Raw genomic sequence first — 17,993 nt, forward strand, 5'->3', positions numbered from 1 at the left:
AGAGGGTCACTGGTTCAAGTCCAGTAGGGGGAGCAAAGAAAATCAAGCACTTACAGAAATGTAGGTGCTTTTTTTGTTTTGTCGTGTGAACATTCACATTTTTCATAAAAAAAATTTCTATCAAGTTTATCCAACTTGATAGAAACTTTCAACTTATGTAAACACATAAAAACAATTAATTTATAATTTTCAACTTATTTCCTTCCAAATAGATTTTATGCCGTAGCGACATTGAATTTTCATAGATAAAATCACTACAATCTAAATCCCTGACAACAAGTTCCTCGCGTAAAGCCTTCAAGTAAGCACCTCGTATACTTACCCAACCATTATTACCCACCTCTCGATTAAATGCCTCAATCAGCTCGTCAATTGTTTGCTGTGAAAATTTGCGTTTGTAATCTTGATAATGTTCTTTGAGTGTTTTTTCTTTTTCCATTGTATAATGTATTTAATTGATTACGTTACATTTACAACAGAAGTTATGAAGTCATAAAATGAACCTTAATTTTTGGCATATTACCCTCATTCTGAACCACCGTGACTGGTTTAAGCTCGGTTGGCGTTCTGACATTCAGAAACTCCTGATGATTGTGCAAAGATAAACAATTCCTGATTTCCACACAAATTTTCGTGCAGATTTCCTCTAATTTCCAATCTTCGGCACTACCTATCCATCCTTACGATTCTGGGCTGGAAAGTCCCCAAGATGTCCACCAAATCGGTTTGGGCGTTCATTACTTCGGTGATGTTTTTGTATGCCATTGGAGCTTCTTCGGCGTTGCCTCCGATGAGGGTTATATTCTTGTCTTTCAGCGCTTTTTTTATGTCACTTTGGGTGAAAAGCGTTTTACAGGCACTCCGCGAATGCTCCCGACCTGCTCCGTGCGATGCCGAACAAAGCGACTCGGCGTTGCCCTTACCACGAACGATAAAACCCTTTTCGGTCATCGAGGCAGGAATGATGCCCAACTCGCCTACATTGGCAGGGGTCGCCCCCTTGCGATGCACCACCACCTCCTTGCCGTTGTGCGTTTCCTTCCACGCAAAATTATGGTGATTTTCGATACGAGCCTTCAATCTTCCGCCAATGGCACGAATGAGGCGGCGGTGAATGTCGTGATGACAGGCCGAAGCGTAATCCCCCGCCAAGTTCATCGCCCTCCAGTACTCCAAACCGAGGTGCGTATCAAGGTCGAGCCACGCAAAGTGCTGAGCCTCTTTGGGTAAAGGACATTGTTCGGCTGCCACTCGCACATAATATTGAGCGATTTCCGCCCCAAAACCACGCGAACCGCTGTGCGACAATATTCCCAAATACGAGCCTTTCGGAAGTCCGATTTGCGGGTCGTCTTCCAGCAGTTCCACCTCGCCAAACTCCACGAAATGATTGCCTCCGCCCGAAGTTCCCATTTGCTTTATAGCTTTGTCTTTCAGTCGTTTAAGAATCGGAATGAGGTCGAAAGTATCGCGGTCAAAAATCTCGTGGTCGGTGTGGGTTTTATGCACTTCATACATTCCGAATTTGGTGTGTTCCAACAGCATTTTCTCGTATTTGTCCCTCGCTCCGTCCAAATATGAAATAGGTATATCCAAGATACTCAAGCACATACGGCAACCAATATCCACGCCCACGCCATACGGAATCACGGCATTTTCCACCGCCAACACGCCTCCGATGGGCAGTCCGTAACCGCTGTGAGCATCAGGCATCAAGGCACCGCTCACGGCAATGGGCAGTTTCAGGGCGGTGTAGAGTTGGTTTTTGGCATCGTCCGAAATGTTTGTTCCAAATATTTTGAAATCAACTCGTTGGGAATTGAGTTGGCGTTTTTCGGTTTTTTGAGACGACAGCAATTCTTCGGCGATTTGCCCAAAAGTAAGGTCTTTTTCAAAGGCTTTCGGATTTGCCAAAATTTCCTTTAAAAGCGACTTTACATACGCCTGATTTTTGTTGTTAAAATTGCGTTTCATCACCTCCAACGCCACATTAACCGACTGATTGTTAGGGTATCCCAACTTTAATATATCTTTTCCTTTGAGTTTTAAATTTCCCATTTTTTGATTTTAAAATTATAAAATAAATACCTTTTAGTCGTTTTTGTAATGTATTGAAATACAATGTTTTATTGATTAGAAAAAACAAAACGATTTAACTTTTTCAATTCTTCTTTTTCAAAACGACTCACGATGGTATCATTTAGTTTTCCGTCCTTGATTTTTTCATTATAAAATAAGGTGTCATTGCTCAAACAGAGCTTATTATGTTTTTTTAAAGAGTTGTGAAAATCTACAAAACTGATGTATTTATGCTTTTTTTCTTGTGATAAAAAGATGCCCAAAGCACGAGCATTTTGAGTGTGTATATATTTAATAGTCAGATAAATACTATCTGAAATTTTATAAATATTTTTCTCGTCCCCATTCTTTTTATCATAATAAATTTCTATAAAATCATCAATACATTTTCCGTAAATTACTGTGCTGTCTTCTGTTATAAAATCTTGATTTATCAAAGGAAGTCCGTTTGTTTTTCTATAATTGTCCGTCAGAACGATTTTCTCTAATAATGCTACTTTTTGAACTTCTTCGATTTGCTTTTTATTTTCCTTATATTTAAAGTAATAAACACAACCCCAGCCTATTAGAGTTATTAAAAAGATGATTATCAATAGTTTTCTCTTCATATTTTTTGGATTGGGAATTGTGTTAAAATTTTACTTTTTCAACGACTTTTCGATTTTATTGATAACTTCCGCATCGAATACGGAATGCCAATTTTCCATCAAAAGCCCTATAATTGCATCGACTTTTTTCTTTATGCCAAGGGGAAGTTGGTAAAATTTTTGGTCGATTTGGGTGTGTCGCCCGTAGTCTAAGGTCGAATTTTGGTGACGAATGGCAATTTTTTCTCCGCGATGATAAATGAGTATTTTCAAACGGCTTTCCCCATAATCCTCTATATCAGTGGCTTTGGTTCCATATACGACTATGGGGTCGGCAAGTCCGTCATTGTCTAAATCCTTCAAATTCAGGTATTTTGTCCAAAACCAAACCGATTCCTCCGTTTCGTTAATGAAATCGGTGATTGTCCATTCTGTTTTAAACCGCTGATTATCTGACGGATACATATTAAACGCCTTAATGGATTTTTTCAGGCTATTTTCATCGTTTATCTTGCCTTTTGTGAGGTTTTCGGTCAAAATCAGATAGTGTTTGCCCTTTTTGTCCTCAAAGGAATACACCCTAAAAATGGGGAACTGAACGCCGATTTGTTGCAGCACCTCATCAGGAAAAAGCTGTTCGACCTCCGTTTTTGTCAAGAGAACGCCTCCAACCTCGTCATTCATCTGTGCCTTCCCAACCGAAGTAACGAAGAGCATAAAAATAATAAAAAATATCTTAAAATATTGATTCATAGTGTTTTATTTTTTTATTGAAGAAATTAAAAATAACGCCAAAAATACGATATTTTCTATTCCAAATCCATAAAATCCTCCCAGCCGTTTTTGTAATATTTGGGGTTGGGACTAAATTCTCCCGCTCCGATGTCCAAATCGTCCGAGCAAGGAATGCGGTACTGCCCCCAGTTACAGGGCTTGGTTTTCAGCGTTTTGTGGCTCGTCTAAGTGCCGAGAAAGGCGTTGTTGAAATACCAATCCGAAAAATAGTCGATATCGTCGTACAAAAATTCGTTTTTGTCATTGACATACCAGCGGATAACGCCTTCGCCACGAAAAACGCCCGAAGCCTTTAATTTTTCGTCTTCCACAAACTCATAACCAAACACGATGATGCCTTTGTCTTTCACTTTTCCTTTAAATTCATCATCTACACCAAAGGGATAAAACGAGAAGGAATACGCCTCTTTTACGGTAATAATACCTTGAAAATCAATGTTATTCTTACCAACTATGGTATTTCCTTTCACTTGATAGCTGTGATTGTTTGCCATTTTCTCAGCGGAATGAAAATTGATTTCTAAGCGTTTTTTGTCGTTTCCGATAAAGCCTAAATAATTGTTTTTCAGCAATAACGGAGCGATATTTTCCTTGCTGATGTCTGTTTTTGAGGGCAATAGCTCGGCGTAGGTATTCCGCTGTGAATCAAAGGGTTTTGAAGTGTAGATAATGTTTTGCAAAGTACAATTTTGCTCCTGTGCGTATATCGGCAAAGCGAAAATACAAGCAATTAGTATAAATAAATAGTTGATTTTCATTAGTTTAGTTATTAAAAAAAGAATATTTTTCCTTTAAAAATCAAAGAAATTAGTTTTTGATTGAATAATTCGGTTTTCTAATCATAATAATCTGTTTTCAAAACGATTAGCATTACCATAATAGAAAAATAATTCGCTGGTTGAAAAGTTTGATTTTGAAGAAAATAAAATCCGAAATCATAGACTTCGGATATATTTTTTGTGCCATTCCTTTCATTTTTTTTAGCGTATTTTTCAGAAATAAATCTTTTACATCACCAAAATTACAATATTTTTTGTAAATAATTGAATTTTGTTTAATAAATTTTAGGATTCCATTTTTCGGGATAACGCGGCGTGAATTTATTGTAATATGCCTCCAATTCGCTCATAATCTCTTCAAAAGAACGGTTTTCCAAATCTTGCACGCTGATAATTTTCCCAATATGGATTTTTTTGGTTTTAAAATCGGGTCCCGCCAAAACAAGCGGTACTTTCGCACCGAGAGCCATATGATAAAAGCCCAACTTCCATTTTGCTACTCGTGAACGCGTTCCTTCGGGTGTGATTACCAAGCTAAAATCCTCTTTTTCAAATAATTCCGTCACAAACTGAACGAGATTATTTCGCTGAGAACGATTAATTCCTATTCCACCTAACCACTTGATAATAAAGCCGTACCAAGCCTTTGTGTGTGCATCTTTAATGATGACCCTCAATGGTTTTTGGAACTTCCAATAAACCATATTCCCCAATAAATATTCAAAATTGCAAGTGTGCGGCGCCACCACTAACACACAGCGATTCAGGTTATTAACATCGCCTTCCAAAACGATTTTCCAACCTAATAATTTTAGTACAAGCGTTCCTATTATTTTTTTCATTGTTTTGTGATTTTTTAGTTATTAATTAGAAGAAATGAGGATAGTAAAGAATTGATAATACGATTGTTGCAGTGCCTACGGCAAAACCCACGGCTCCTGCCGAAATATCTTTAATGACTCCTATTTTTTTATGATATTCAGGATGAATGAAATCACAGATTTTTTCAATGGCAGTATTCAGACTCTCAATGGTTAAAACGCTACCGCAACACAAAATTTGAATCATCCATTCGGTTTTTGAAATACCAAAATAAAACCCTAAAAAAAAGAGAAACAGCGTAACAAAAACGTGCACGAAAATGGGTGGTTCTTTGCGTACTAAATACCAAACACCCACCAATACGTAATATAAACTCCTGATTCTGTTTTTAATAAATGTAATCATCTTGCGAGAAAAAGTAATACAAATTTAAAAAATATTTCGTAATTTCATTGCCATCACCCCCCAAATGGCTTCTTTGATGATGCTTCCGTTCATTTTGGACTTTCCTTTGGTTCTGTCGGTAAAAACAATCGGTACTTCGGTGATTTTGAATTTTTTAAGGTGTGCTTTGTACTTCATTTCAATCTGAAAAGCATAACCGATAAATTCAATTTTGTCAAGCTCAATGGCTTCAATCACGCAACGGCGGTAACAAATAAAACCCGCTGTGGGGTCGTGAATTTTCATTCCTGTGATGATTTTTACATATAAAGAAGCTCCGTACGAAAGCAAAATACGCGAAAGAGGCCAATTTACCACGTTCACACCCTTAATATATCGCGAACCAATGGCAATATCACTCCCATTTTTGGAACATTCATCGTATAAACGCAATAAATCAGCGGGATTATGCGAAAAATCAGCGTCCATTTCAAAAATATACTCGTAATTCCGACTCAAAGCCCACTTAAATCCGTGAATATATGCCGTTCCTAAGCCTTTTTTCTCGGTTCGGACTTCCAAAAACAGCTTTTCAGGGAATATCTTCTGCAATTCGCACACTTTTGCAGCGGTTTTATCGGGCGAATTATCATCAACAATCAAAATATGAAACCTTTCCGACTGCTCAAAAACGGCTCTGATAATGGCTTCAATATTTTCGATTTCGTTATATGTGGGAATGATTACAAGCATTATTTTTGTATGAAACTTGATGGTAACAAAAACTTTGCCACAATTTTTACAAAACGTGGCAAAGTTTCAAGTTATACGTAAAGATATTTCTTCTCTATTGGCACGATTTCATATAGTCTTCTACTATTTGAATCACACTTTCTTTTGATTTTGTGTCATAATCCACAAAATTTAAAGATGTACAGTTTATGTATTTATTGAATATTTTCTCTACTTTGTCAGCACTTTTCTTTCCGAAAGTAGCTTCATAACCCAAATATACAGCTTTTTCTTTACCTCTTAGTTTAATGTAATACTCTTCAGGATATTTAACGTGTGCCAGTACGTAATTTCCATCCTTTTCATAAAGAACTTCAAAAAATTGACTTGAACCGCCTGAAAGAGCATCTAATTGTGAGCCTCCGTGACCAAATGCACCATCCTCTTCACTCTTAGTTCCTAAAAAACAACGATTTCCGATACAAAATTTCACTCCGTCTTTTGCTTTATGATATTTTATCTTTTTCTCACCACTTATTTTAATACTAACAGAATTACCATACGAAGTAAGGTTACTCACATTTTTTTCTCTACCAAGCTTTTTATCAATTGATTCAAATTCGATGGTAATAAATCCTTCAAGTTTTTTACCATTTTTATCTATCAAATAACCTGGCGTTTCATAAATATTTAATGAAGCACTTTTAGCTTGGTCTTCCCGTTCTTTATTCTCATCCATTACTTTTTGATTGGCGTCAGCAATGTATTTTTTATAAACTTCAGTCATATCGCCAAAAGGATAGCCTGAGGCATACAAACGATAAACAATTCTTTTTGCTAAGTCATCCCTGTCAATTCCCATTGAAGTGTATTGTTTGGATGTAGGGGCAAAAATTTCTATTTTTTTCTGATCGTACGTTTTTACAGAATAATAGTCTGTGGTCATATTATTAAAATTCGAGCTAGCAATAACACCTCCACTTAAATCTTTTACTTTGTAGGTACTCATTGTTAAACTTCCGGGAGCTTTTCCTGTTTCAGAAGTAAAAGAAATTGTTCCTATTTTCTGGTCTTTTTTCAAGATATTTCCTTTACTATCTATTGTAATTTTGTCAGTAGCAGCTAATTCGTCTTCTTGTTTGATGACAGCTTTTTCCTTTTCAAAAATAGCATCCCATTTGTCAGAAAACGGTTTGTCTTCATTTTGGAAAAAAGTATCTACTGATGCCTTGTCAATTCCATTCACTGTAAGCAGATTTTGTTCCGATTTTAAAACTGCATCAATATTATATTTTTCGTTACTAAAAGTAAAGGTAAGCTTACCGGGGAGTTCCAATTCTTTTACAACTCCATTATTTCCAATTAGTTGTAACCATCTTTCTGATGTATAGTTTCCAAGAACTGTCTGTTGGGTTATTATGGCAGAAAACATCACATTACCTGATAAATCACTGAATTGATATTTTTTGTCTACCTTTTCAACTCGGGCGACAGGTTTTTTATCCAACAACAATTCTCCTTTTTTTACTTTAATGTCTTGTGCATTAAGGATAATGGTTACCGCAAAAGCGATGAATGTCAACAGATTTCTTTTTTTCATTGTAAGATTATTTTTAAAATTAATAATTAGGTTATTGAGAAAAATTATTTCCCTCAATAACCTATTTTTACGATTTTTACATATGTCCCATTTCTTGGGCAAGTGCTTCATTTTGTTTGCGATACACACCGCTTTCCAATTTTTCGCGTATGGCCGAAAATGCGTTGAGTGTCTCTTCGATGTCTTTCATCGTGTGGGAAGCCGTCGGAATCATTCGTAGCAAAATCATTCCTTTCGGAATTACGGGATACACCACAATGGATAGGAAAATTCGGTAGTTTTCACGCAAATCATTCACCATTGCCATCGCCTCAGGAATACTTCCTTGTAGGAAAACAGGCGTTACGCAAGTGTTGGTGTCGCCGATGTTAAACCCTCTGGCTTTCAGTCCATTTTGAAGGGCATTTACGTTATCCCATAACTTTTGTTTCAGTTCGGGCATCGTGCGGAGCATCTCCAAACGTTTTAAAGCCCCTTTAACGAAAATCATCGGAAGTGACTTGGCAAACATTTGCGAACGCAGGTTATATTTCAGATAATCAATGATTTCCTTATCGCCCGACACAAACGCTCCGATACCCGCCATTGACTTGGCAAAGGTGGAAAAATACAGGTCGATTTGGTCTTGAACGCCTTGTTCTTCGCCTGCTCCCGCTCCCGTTTTTCCGAGTGTTCCGAAGCCGTGCGCATCGTCCACCAAAATTCGGAAGCCGTATTTTTCTTTATACGAGAGGATTTCTTTGAGCTTGCCTTGTTGCCCACGCATTCCGAAAACGCCTTCGGTAATTACGAGAATACCACCGCCCGTGCCTTCTGCCCATTTTTTGGCTCGTTCGATGTTTTTGGCAAAGCTCTCCACGTCATTGTGTTGGTACGTAAAACGCTTTCCGAAATGCAAACGCACCCCGTCGATGATACATCCGTGAGAATCAGCGTCATATACAATCACATCGTTTTTGGCAACCAACGCATCGATGATAGAAACCATTCCTTGGTAACCGAAATTGAGCAAGTAGGCGGCTTCTTTGTGGGTAAATTCGGCGAGATTGCGTTCCAATTCTTCGTGCATTGAAGTGTGCCCGCTCATCATTCTTGCTCCCATCGGATAGGCGGCTCCGTATTCGGCGGCGGCTTCGGCATCTACCTTACGGATTTCAGGGTGATTTGCCAACCCTAAATAATCATTGATGCTCCAATTCAGGATTTCCTTGCCTTGAAACTGCATTCTCGGTCCTAATTCGCCTTCCAATTTCGGGAAAACATAATAGCCTTCGGCGTGAGAAGCCCAACGCCCGATGTTCCCTTTGTCGTTTTTTATTCTGTTAAATAAATCTGTCATTTTTATTTATTTTTCCTTGAAATCAATTTGTTAATTAAGGCGCAAATATACATTTATTTTTTGGATTTTAGCGCTTTGTTCGTTACGAAATAGCGTAAGCACCCTAAAAAATAGTTCTTTTTTTGCAGAAATATTTCCCACTATTTTTTACGGAATGACGTATTTTTTCAAATATTAGGTTACTAAAAAAATCCGCCTAACAGACGGATTTTTTTTTTACTACAATATACTATTTCTTATAATAAACACGGTATTTCCAATACGAAACCGCACCTAAAATCAGCACAAAAGCCACCGAGTAATACACAAATGAAGGGGTGATGATTTTATCACCGCTGGCGTAACTGTGCAATCCGGAGAGGTAAAAATTCACCCCGAAGTAGGTCATCATAATGCTGAAAAAAGCACCCGTAGCGGCAAAACTAAACGCCCACTTCCCGCGTAAGCCCGGCACTAAACGCATATGAATCACAAAGGCGTAAACCATAATACTCACAAGCGCCCAAGTTTCTTTCGGATCCCAACCCCAGTAACGCCCCCAGCTTTCATTTGCCCACATTCCACCTAAGAAATTCCCGATGGTAAGCATCACCAAGCCCACCGTAAGCGCCAATTCGCCCACGATGACCAACTCTTGAATTGCCGGCGCGAGTTTCTTTTTGTTCTTTTGGGTCGTAAAAATCATCAAAAACATACACACAATGCCCAAAATTGCCCCGAGTGCAAAAGGTCCGTAACTGCCCACAATCACCGCCACGTGAATCATCAGCCAGTAACTGTTCAACACGGGTTGCAACGTTCCGATGGAAGGGTCCATCCAGTTCCAATGGGCAATCATCAGTATCATTGAGGTTACAAACGCCGTGGAAGCCAATGACAAAGGCGACCGCTTGGCAAACACCAAACCGATACCCATCGTAGCCCACGCCACATAAATCATACTTTCATAGGCATCACTCCAAGGGGCGTGCCCCGAAATGTACCAACGCCCGATAAGCCCCAGCGTATGCAATATAAACAATACAAAAATCAAATATTTACATACTTTAATGATGTTTTTAACCACTTTGCTTCGGGAAAAAATATCAACAATGAGCAAGACAAACATCAACGTTCCTACGTATAAATACCACTGAAACAATCTATTGAAAATATGAGCTTTATTGTATAAAATTTCGGCTTTTATTTTACTTTCGGAAGGAAGCACCGCCCCGCCGTGATTTTGCTGGTTTGTTTTAAAAGCGTCTAACAATTTATCCGGATTAGTGTAATCACCGGTCTGTATCGCTTGCCGAAGCATATTCAAATAAATCGGCACTGCCCCGTTAATAAAATTGGCATAGAGCGTATCGCTGACCATTTTGGGATTTTCACGAAATTCAAGTGTTGATACCCATTTGTTGTTGGCGTCATCCAAAAGCGGGAAAATTCTCAAAATCTCTCCGGAAAGCGCCCTGTTGAGCAAGCCCATACGTTCATCGGCTTGTTTGAAATCTTTCTGAAACTGATTGGGCGTGTTGGTGGCATAGGCTTCTTGCAGAAACGGCGCCAGTTTGTAGTTCATCTTCTCGTCGTAAAAATCAACCGCACTGACGTATTTTTTTCCTTTTTCAACCCCTAAAATGGCGTGCAGACTATCGTTTTGTTTTTTAACAGACATCAAATCAACGTAATACCAAGCCATCGGGTTAAGCATCATTGAGAGCAACACCTGATTGGCGTTCATATCCCTGAACGTGTCGTTTTTGCTCATTTTGCGCAACAATTCAGAAGCAAACGTGTGCACGGGTTTCATTCGTCCGGCATCTTGAATAACAAGCTCACCAAAGCGTTCGGCGTGTTGTTTGCTCACGGTGGTGACCTTCAAAATGGAATCAAGCTGTTTTTCAGTAGGTCGCATCGAATGTTGTGCAAAAGCAGCCGGTACAACCATCAAAAGTGCCAATAATGTTGCAGCACGTTTGAGTTGCAAGCCTTTCAATTGCTTGGCTAACTTCACAAAACGGGAATTACCCACAAACATAAAGGCAATCAGCCCGCCATAGAGTAAAAAATAACCGATGTAAGTGAAAAGCGTGCCCCAATAATCGTGATTAACCGAAATTACCGAGCCTTTTTCATCGGGATGAAACTGCGCCTGAAACAATCGATATCCTTTGTAATTCAATATGTTATTCATATAAATTTCATAATCAAACTTATCCTCTTTTGATGCCACCGTTACCTTGCTTTTAAATGCGGAATAGCTGTTTTCCGTACCCGGATATTTATCCGCAATAAAATCGTTGAGTGTTATGGCAAACGGAATCGGCACGCGGCGCGAACCATAACTGATGTGAAAATCCAATCCATTAACAGTTACGGTTTTAGGCGACTCAACCGAACCTTTACGCCCCATTACCATCACTTCTTGGGTTTCGCTTCCTGATTTCACCTCAAAAACCACCGCATTGGCACTTTCTCTTGTTACTTCTTTTTCAGGTAGTTGAATCACACCTTGCTTGCCTCTAACCATCGGTTCGGGCACGACAAATTGCGTATCGCCCAGCGTGTAAAGCGAACGCAAGTGTAAAGGTTGAAGGCTATCCTTTAAAACCGAAGTTCTTTCTTGGGTTGCCATCGTCATGTAATTCCCCTCAAAAGGCGTTTTTATAAAATATCCTTCTTCACTAATTATCAGATTAATAGCTCCTTCTGTTGGGCGATTTACCGCAAAGAGAATATTATGAATATTGCTGATGTCGCCATCTTTGAGATAATGCTCGTGGCGCTCTCCCATACTTGATTCCACCAATTTCAAGTGCATTTCACCATTTGCATCGGTAACAAAACCTTCTTGTACGCCTCTGACGAACTTTTTATAATTCACCTCAAAGTCTTTTCCTTTAAAATCGGAAGCCCATCGGTAGTTGTTGTTTGTGTGGGGCGAAAACAACACTTCGGTTTGGTTGCTTTTCCTGAGCGCTTCGCTATCGTGCTGACCATCAACAAAAACGGTAACATACGTACGGTCAGACACATAAAAATCAGCCGTTTCGCCTTCACGGATTGAAATCAGCCCCTCATCACTCACATAACGCGTAATGAATGCCCCGAAAATAATAAACACCCACGAGAGATGCAACACCAGCACCGCCCAGTTTTCTTTTTTCAAAAGACTGTAACGCTTTATATTCCCGATGAAATTCACCATAAAAAGGAACATTATCAACTCAAACCACCACGCATTGTAAATCCAAATTCGAGCGGTATCGATGCCGTAATCATTCTCAATAAAAGTTCCCAATCCCAAAGAAACAGCATACACCACAAACAACACCGCCATCAAACGCGTTGAAAATATAAACTTCATAAAAAGGTTTAACATAGTAATTTATACGTAAAAATTATGACCGACAAAGATATAACATAAAGCCCAAAGCGCAAAACAGAAACCCAAAAGTTTTCGGCTTTTGTTTTTACTTAACACAAAAAAAGCCCGAGTAAAACACTTTACTCAGGCTTGATTTTGTACTTCTAAAAACGTTGTTAAAATCTGTATCCGATTTTTACACCCGCATTGGGTTCAATAGCCCAGAAATAATTATCATCAGTAACTCCCTTACCAAAGTTACGGGCAATGTTCACATACGGAGCCACGGTGAAAGTATCGTTATAATTCCAAAGATACCCCACACCCAATCCTAAAATGAAGCTATCCAAGTTTTTAACCTCATTTTCTTTTTTCCACTCACCAAAGCGGGTTTTTATAAACGGATTGATGTAAGGACCCGACAAATTGTCCAAATCAAAATAATAATTGTATCCTAATTTGAAACTAGTAGCTTTGTATTTTCCGCCATCTTTCGGGAAATACGAAAAACGGTCATTGAAAAACACCTCAGCATCAATCGATTGGTTAAAATCAATAAAATATTCATAACCTAATTCCACCGAAGCAATGGCGATAGCATTAAGAATATTTAACTTGACTTCGTGCTTTGGAAAATCTTTTGAGTCTTGTGCAAATGCTTTTGTTCCAAGCAACAACAAACATACGGCAATAATTTTCTTCATCTGATTATTTTTTTAAACTAATTGCAAATGTACTATGTTTTTTTAAAATAGCCAAGTAATTACAAATAAAACACCCGAAACGAAGTTTAATTTCGTTTCGGGTGTTTTCATTTCATATTAAGCAATCAAACCTTTATTTTTTTTCTACAACAGCGCCTTCGCGTGTAATATAAGTAAGTTTCAGTGCATTAACATCTTGTAATTTCTCTCGAATATCACTAATAAGCCCCATATTGGTATCGGCGTCAACTTTAAGGGCGGTGATAAAGATATCACGCAACTCCTCACGGATTCCGTCTCTGTATTGCAATATGAAAGGCGCAACCTCTGACACATCGGCAAACTTGTCATTAATTTGAATTTTTGCGTTTGAACCGTATTTATCTTGGTATTTTTCGAGAGGTTTTCCTGCGTAAATATACACCACAGGGTCTTTTTTGTCAAGTTTTTGAACTTGATCTGCCGTTGGCACCTTATTGTGAACCATCAAATCGCTATCTTTCATCTCCGTTACGGTCATAAAGAAGAACAAAAGCATAAAAACAATATCAGGTAAAGATGCCGTTGAAACCGGTGGCAATTCACCACTTTTCTTTTTCGTAAATTTTGACATTTTAATTCTGATTTTTAGTTTTTCTTAGGTGCTGCTTCTAACAATTTTCTTGGAAACAACTCCTGCAATTTTTTGATTTTTCCTTCCAGTTCTTCCTTGCGCGATTTGGGCGTTCTGGCAGCGTTAAACTGCTCATCCATTTGAACGTAAGGTACCTCTTCGGGGAAAAGACGCTTACGCTCGCGCTCACGCAATTCATTATAGGCTGCAATCAACTCATTTTGAACTGAAATATAGGTTTTATAAGATGTTTCACGGTCATTTCTAAGTGAAATAACTGCTTTTTCAGGATTGTCAGATGACAGCGGATTTTTATTTCCTTTGCAATATGCGCAAGAACCGTCACCACCGTTATCCAAAAAATCAACAGCCGCTTTTCGTACATCTTTCAACTCAACTAACTGATTGTTCACCAACAACTGGTTGTTTTTATTCACAACCACAACCAATACGTTTTTCTCTTTTACCGGTGGCGGTGGCGGCATATCAGCCGGAGTTTTTGGAGGCAACTTTGTGGTAATACCTGCATTGGTTTCAATGGTTGTTGTTACCAAAAAGAATATCAACAACAAGAACGCAATATCAGCCATTGAACCGGCATTCACCTCCGGAAGTGCTCTTTTTGCCATAATATTATTTTGTTAAAGCGCCCTTTATCCCTGAGAATATCAATAGTGCAACTGCCACTATTGTAAGGATATAGAACGAAATTAAACCTGTGCTTACTAACTTTTCTGTGCTTTCACCTGATGCAAAGGCATACGATAGCCCCACAATAACAACAAAAGCTCCGGTATAGATAAGCGTTTTCTTCAATGCTTTGGGGTTTGCCAAAATATTCTTAGCACCCGAAACGATGGCCACCAATATGGCGATGGCAAGCAGTGCGTACGAAATCACAAACATCCATTGCATAGGTGCATTTTGAACGTCTTGCGTGTTTGTTGAGGTTACCAACACTATCCAAAGCAAGGCTCCTATAACACCCAATACCAAAGCACCTATTTTTGATATTTTATACATAGTTTAAACTCTTTATTTGTTATGAAATACTATCTTTTTTGTCTTGCTACCAATAAATCTACCAATGAGATAGAAGCATCTTCCATATCATTTACGATAGCGTCAATTTTAGCGATAATGTAGTTGTAGAACACTTGCAGGATAATGGCAACGATAAGTCCGAATACGGTTGTCAATAACGCCACTTTAATATCACCGGCAATCAATGAAGCGTCCAAACCACCGGCGGCACTAATCTTGTCAAACGCCTGAATCATACCGATTACCGTACCCATAAACCCGAGCATTGGAGCGATAGCGATAAACAAAGAAACCCAAGAAACGTTCTTTTCAAGTTGCCCCATTTGCACACCACCGTAAGCAACTACTGATTTTTCAACCATATCAATACCTTCGCTTGAACGGTCTAAACCTTGATAGAAAATAGAAGCAACAGGCCCTTTGGTGTTACGGCAAACTTCTTTTGCAGCTTCAACACCTCCCGTATCCAAAGCTGATTCAACATCGGCAATTAATTTCTTGGTGTTGGTTGTTGCCATATTCAAGTAGATGATTCTTTCAATGGCTACTGCCAAACCTAAAATCAAACACAACAATACAACCCCCATAAACTCAGGACCACCCTCAATGAAACGCTCCTTCAACACTTGGTGAAACCCTTTTGAGTCGGCTGCTGCTTGAACCTCTTGTGCGCTAACCATAGCAACGTTTAAAATTAGCATAGCTACCAAAAGTAGCTTAGATGACATTTTTTTCATTGTTAATCTTTTTAATTTGTTAGTTAATTTAATAATTATTTAATGGTTTATTTATGTACCTAAAAATCAATTAAGTACAACATCGCAGAGAGGAAGGGATTCGAACCCTCGATACGCTTTTGACGTATACACACTTTCCAGGCGTGCTCCTTCAACCACTCGGACACCTCTCTGTTTGAGAATGCCAAATAACGAATTTTTTTTGTATTAGGAAAGAAAAAAAGAGTTTTTTTATGAAATTTCTCCACAAATATTTTCTTCAAACCTGACTTTCAACTCATTATCTGGTATGTTTTTTTTCAGCAAAATCATCAATTTTGTGATGGCTGCCTCGGTTGTTATGTCTTTTCCGTTTATAATTCCTAACTTTTTAAGGTATTCACTGGCTTCGTACTTACCTAAAATAACACTTCCGCCGGAACATTGAGTTACATTAACTATATGTATCCCTTTTTTGATGGCTTTTTCTATGCTCGCCAAAAACCATTGCTCGGTGGGTGCGTTACCCGAACCGTAAGTTTCCAAAACCACCGCCTTCAAATTCGGAATATTAAAAAACCCGTTTAAAATTTGCTCGGTAATGCCCGGAAACAATTTTACTACGGCTACATTTTGCTCAAACGTTTTCCGGACCGTAAGTTTTGAGTTATTTTTGTGCGACAACAAATTCTCTTTCAACACTTTCAAATGAACACCGCTTTCAGCAAGGGTTGGGTAATTCATCGAAACGAATGCCTGAAAATTCTCAGCATTAATTTTCGTGGTTCGGTTGCCTCGATATAATTTATACTCAAAGTACAAACCAACTTCCTGAATCACCGAAACGCCGTTTTCTTTCAAGGCTGCCAACTGAATTGACGTGATTAAATTTTCTTTGGCATCGGTGCGCAAATCACCTATCGGAAGCTGCGAACCGGTAAAAATCACCGGCTTAGAAAGCCCTTCAAGCATAAAACTAAGCGCCGAAGCCGAATAACTCATCGTATCACTTCCGTGCAAAACCACAAAACCGTCATAGGCTTGGTAATTCTTTTCAATAATTTCGGCTATGTCAATCCAATGTTGCGGATTCATATCCGAAGAATCAATTGCCTTTTTAAACGAAACCGAATCAATAACACAATCTAAATGCGCCAGCTCCGGAATGCGATGGTATATGTTCTCAAACTCAAAAGCACGCAACACACCAGTCTGATAATCCTTAACCATCCCGATGGTGCCGCCGGTGTAAATCAGCAATATTTTTGAGTCTTCGGTTTTCATTCTCCTAATTGATAACTGTGTTTATTTTTCACCGGATTAGCATACATCTCCAAGAACTTTTTCTGTGAAACCGCATTGCCCGACTTACTACGATTGTGTATTCGCCGTTCAAATTGGCGTACTTCTTTTTCGTTGTAATAATCCTTATAGGTATCGGTACTGTTTAAAAAATCGTACGCTATGTAATTCGCCGGAAAAAGTTTATATAATTTATGTATGGCTTTATCCAGCATTTCCGCCAAGGCTTGTAACTGTCTGTTTATATGTGTATATTCCTGCTCAATAGCCGTAAGTTCCTCATTTAAAGGTTTCCCAACGGAAATATGCACACGCCCCTTCTGCCCGAACCAACCTTGTATAATGTTCTCAAAATCTTCTTTTTTTGACTTTACATACTCAACACCATAATATTGCGCCACCAGCGCCGGTATTTTAAGCATATCAGTAGGGTCAAATTCATACGAGATTGACACCGGCACAATATTCAACGTTTTGAAATACTGCAATGTAGTACTTCCCTCGGGGGTTGCCAACGAAAGCATTTTCAAAACGCCCTGCTGTGTGCGGTCATCGCCGTCTTTGGTGCGCCCCTCGCGCTGTGCCGTCCAAACCGAACGTTTTTCCTCAACTACACAATGACGAATATACTCCGAAACTAATTTTGAATGTTCCAAGGCTTCACGTGGCGGCAAATTTCTAAAAATAACAAAGTTACGATTCAGTTTTGCCAATTTTCGCAAATACTCCTTCTGAATGAGATTATCACCCATTGCCGAAGTGGTCATCCGCAAATCATAATCGTGCAAGGTTACATTCAAAAGCGACGTATCAAGCACAATGTCCCGATGATTAGAAATGAACACATAGGCTTTTTGCGTGTCCAGTTTGTCAAATCCTTCATAAGTAAACTCTGTGATGCTTTTCTCCGTTGCTTTTTTTACCACTTTGTACATTATCTTATGTTGAAAATCAAAAATGGACTCACAAGAGAACAACAATTGCAACCTTTCATCTTCCGAAAGCTCCGGAAACCCGTAAGCTAACAACGCTCTTATAAATGAATGATCCTTTATTTTGTGCAACACATCGGCTACTTCACGATCATAATAAGGGCGAATTGATTTGAAATAATCCACAGTAGTATTCCTATTTATGTTTGTAAC

The 17,993-nt window shown here is 38.7% G+C and carries 18 protein-coding genes, 1 tRNA gene and 1 riboswitch; all 19 genes read right to left on the reverse strand.

Annotation, left to right across the window (positions count from 1 at the left end):
* Positions 1-175: 175 nt before the first annotated feature.
* The 19 genes from Q4D72_RS06115 to Q4D72_RS06205 all read right to left on the reverse strand — a co-directional run bounded on the left by Q4D72_RS06115 (position 176) and on the right by Q4D72_RS06205 (position 17,966).
* Complete coding sequence (locus tag Q4D72_RS06115; RefSeq protein ID WP_303076768.1) at positions 176-439, reverse strand: hypothetical protein; 264 nt, start codon at positions 437-439, stop codon at positions 176-178.
* A gap of 58 nt (positions 440-497) precedes the next feature.
* Positions 498-596, reverse strand: a riboswitch (SAM-I-IV-variant riboswitch).
* A gap of 70 nt (positions 597-666) precedes the next feature.
* A complete protein-coding gene (locus Q4D72_RS06120) occupies positions 667-2,058 on the reverse strand; it encodes an RtcB family protein (RefSeq protein WP_303076769.1) in 1,392 nt (463 codons plus the stop codon).
* Positions 2,059-2,126: 68 nt separating this feature from the next.
* On the reverse strand, positions 2,127-2,687 hold the full coding sequence (locus Q4D72_RS06125; protein ID WP_303076770.1) for a hypothetical protein: 561 nt from the start codon (positions 2,685-2,687) through the stop codon (positions 2,127-2,129).
* Between the two features lie 30 nt (positions 2,688-2,717).
* Positions 2,718-3,419 (reverse strand): M949_RS01915 family surface polysaccharide biosynthesis protein, encoded by a 702-nt coding sequence (locus Q4D72_RS06130; protein WP_303076771.1) that lies wholly within the window; start codon positions 3,417-3,419, stop codon positions 2,718-2,720.
* Between the two features lie 206 nt (positions 3,420-3,625).
* A complete protein-coding gene (locus Q4D72_RS06135) occupies positions 3,626-4,219 on the reverse strand; it encodes a hypothetical protein (RefSeq protein ID WP_303076773.1) in 594 nt (197 codons plus the stop codon).
* A gap of 296 nt (positions 4,220-4,515) precedes the next feature.
* Entirely contained in the window at positions 4,516-5,082 is a 567-nt protein-coding gene (locus Q4D72_RS06140) for a 1-acyl-sn-glycerol-3-phosphate acyltransferase (protein ID WP_303076774.1), read from the reverse strand.
* 25 nt (positions 5,083-5,107) lie between these two features.
* Complete coding sequence (locus Q4D72_RS06145) at positions 5,108-5,467, reverse strand: diacylglycerol kinase family protein (protein WP_303076776.1); 360 nt, start codon at positions 5,465-5,467, stop codon at positions 5,108-5,110.
* A gap of 24 nt (positions 5,468-5,491) precedes the next feature.
* Positions 5,492-6,199: a polyprenol monophosphomannose synthase gene (locus tag Q4D72_RS06150; RefSeq protein WP_303076778.1), complete on the reverse strand. Its 708-nt coding sequence runs from the start codon at positions 6,197-6,199 to the stop codon at positions 5,492-5,494.
* Positions 6,200-6,293: 94 nt separating this feature from the next.
* Positions 6,294-7,778 (reverse strand): hypothetical protein, encoded by a 1,485-nt coding sequence (locus Q4D72_RS06155; RefSeq protein WP_303076780.1) that lies wholly within the window; start codon positions 7,776-7,778, stop codon positions 6,294-6,296.
* A gap of 76 nt (positions 7,779-7,854) precedes the next feature.
* A complete protein-coding gene (locus Q4D72_RS06160; RefSeq protein WP_303076782.1) occupies positions 7,855-9,117 on the reverse strand; it encodes a pyridoxal phosphate-dependent aminotransferase family protein in 1,263 nt (420 codons plus the stop codon).
* A gap of 229 nt (positions 9,118-9,346) precedes the next feature.
* A complete protein-coding gene (gene ccsA / locus Q4D72_RS06165; RefSeq protein WP_303076783.1) occupies positions 9,347-12,469 on the reverse strand; it encodes a cytochrome c biogenesis protein in 3,123 nt (1,040 codons plus the stop codon).
* A 176-nt stretch (positions 12,470-12,645) separates the two neighbouring features.
* Positions 12,646-13,173 (reverse strand): DUF3575 domain-containing protein, encoded by a 528-nt coding sequence (locus Q4D72_RS06170; protein ID WP_303076785.1) that lies wholly within the window; start codon positions 13,171-13,173, stop codon positions 12,646-12,648.
* Between the two features lie 133 nt (positions 13,174-13,306).
* The gene (locus Q4D72_RS06175) at positions 13,307-13,786 is read right to left on the reverse strand and encodes a biopolymer transporter ExbD (RefSeq protein WP_303076787.1); all 480 of its coding nucleotides are present in this window, start codon (positions 13,784-13,786) and stop codon (positions 13,307-13,309) included.
* 14 nt (positions 13,787-13,800) lie between these two features.
* Entirely contained in the window at positions 13,801-14,415 is a 615-nt protein-coding gene (locus Q4D72_RS06180; RefSeq protein ID WP_303076788.1) for a biopolymer transporter ExbD, read from the reverse strand.
* Positions 14,416-14,419: 4 nt separating this feature from the next.
* Positions 14,420-14,809: a hypothetical protein gene (locus tag Q4D72_RS06185; protein ID WP_303076790.1), complete on the reverse strand. Its 390-nt coding sequence runs from the start codon at positions 14,807-14,809 to the stop codon at positions 14,420-14,422.
* A gap of 29 nt (positions 14,810-14,838) precedes the next feature.
* Positions 14,839-15,567, reverse strand: coding sequence for a MotA/TolQ/ExbB proton channel family protein (locus Q4D72_RS06190; protein WP_303076791.1), 729 nt, complete (start codon positions 15,565-15,567; stop codon positions 14,839-14,841).
* 85 nt (positions 15,568-15,652) lie between these two features.
* Positions 15,653-15,740 (reverse strand) — tRNA-Ser (locus tag Q4D72_RS06195).
* 58 nt (positions 15,741-15,798) lie between these two features.
* The gene (locus Q4D72_RS06200) at positions 15,799-16,830 is read right to left on the reverse strand and encodes an asparaginase (RefSeq protein WP_303076792.1); all 1,032 of its coding nucleotides are present in this window, start codon (positions 16,828-16,830) and stop codon (positions 15,799-15,801) included.
* Positions 16,827-17,966 carry a 1-acyl-sn-glycerol-3-phosphate acyltransferase gene (locus tag Q4D72_RS06205; RefSeq protein WP_303076794.1) on the reverse strand — a complete coding sequence of 380 codons (1,140 nt, stop codon included), beginning with the start codon at positions 17,964-17,966 and terminating at the stop codon, positions 16,827-16,829. Before Q4D72_RS06205 ends, Q4D72_RS06200 begins: the two co-directional genes overlap by 4 nt.
* Positions 17,967-17,993 lie beyond the last annotated feature (27 nt).

The sequence above is a fragment of the Capnocytophaga sp. genome (assembly GCF_030532915.1).
Taxonomy (GTDB): domain Bacteria; phylum Bacteroidota; class Bacteroidia; order Flavobacteriales; family Flavobacteriaceae; genus Capnocytophaga.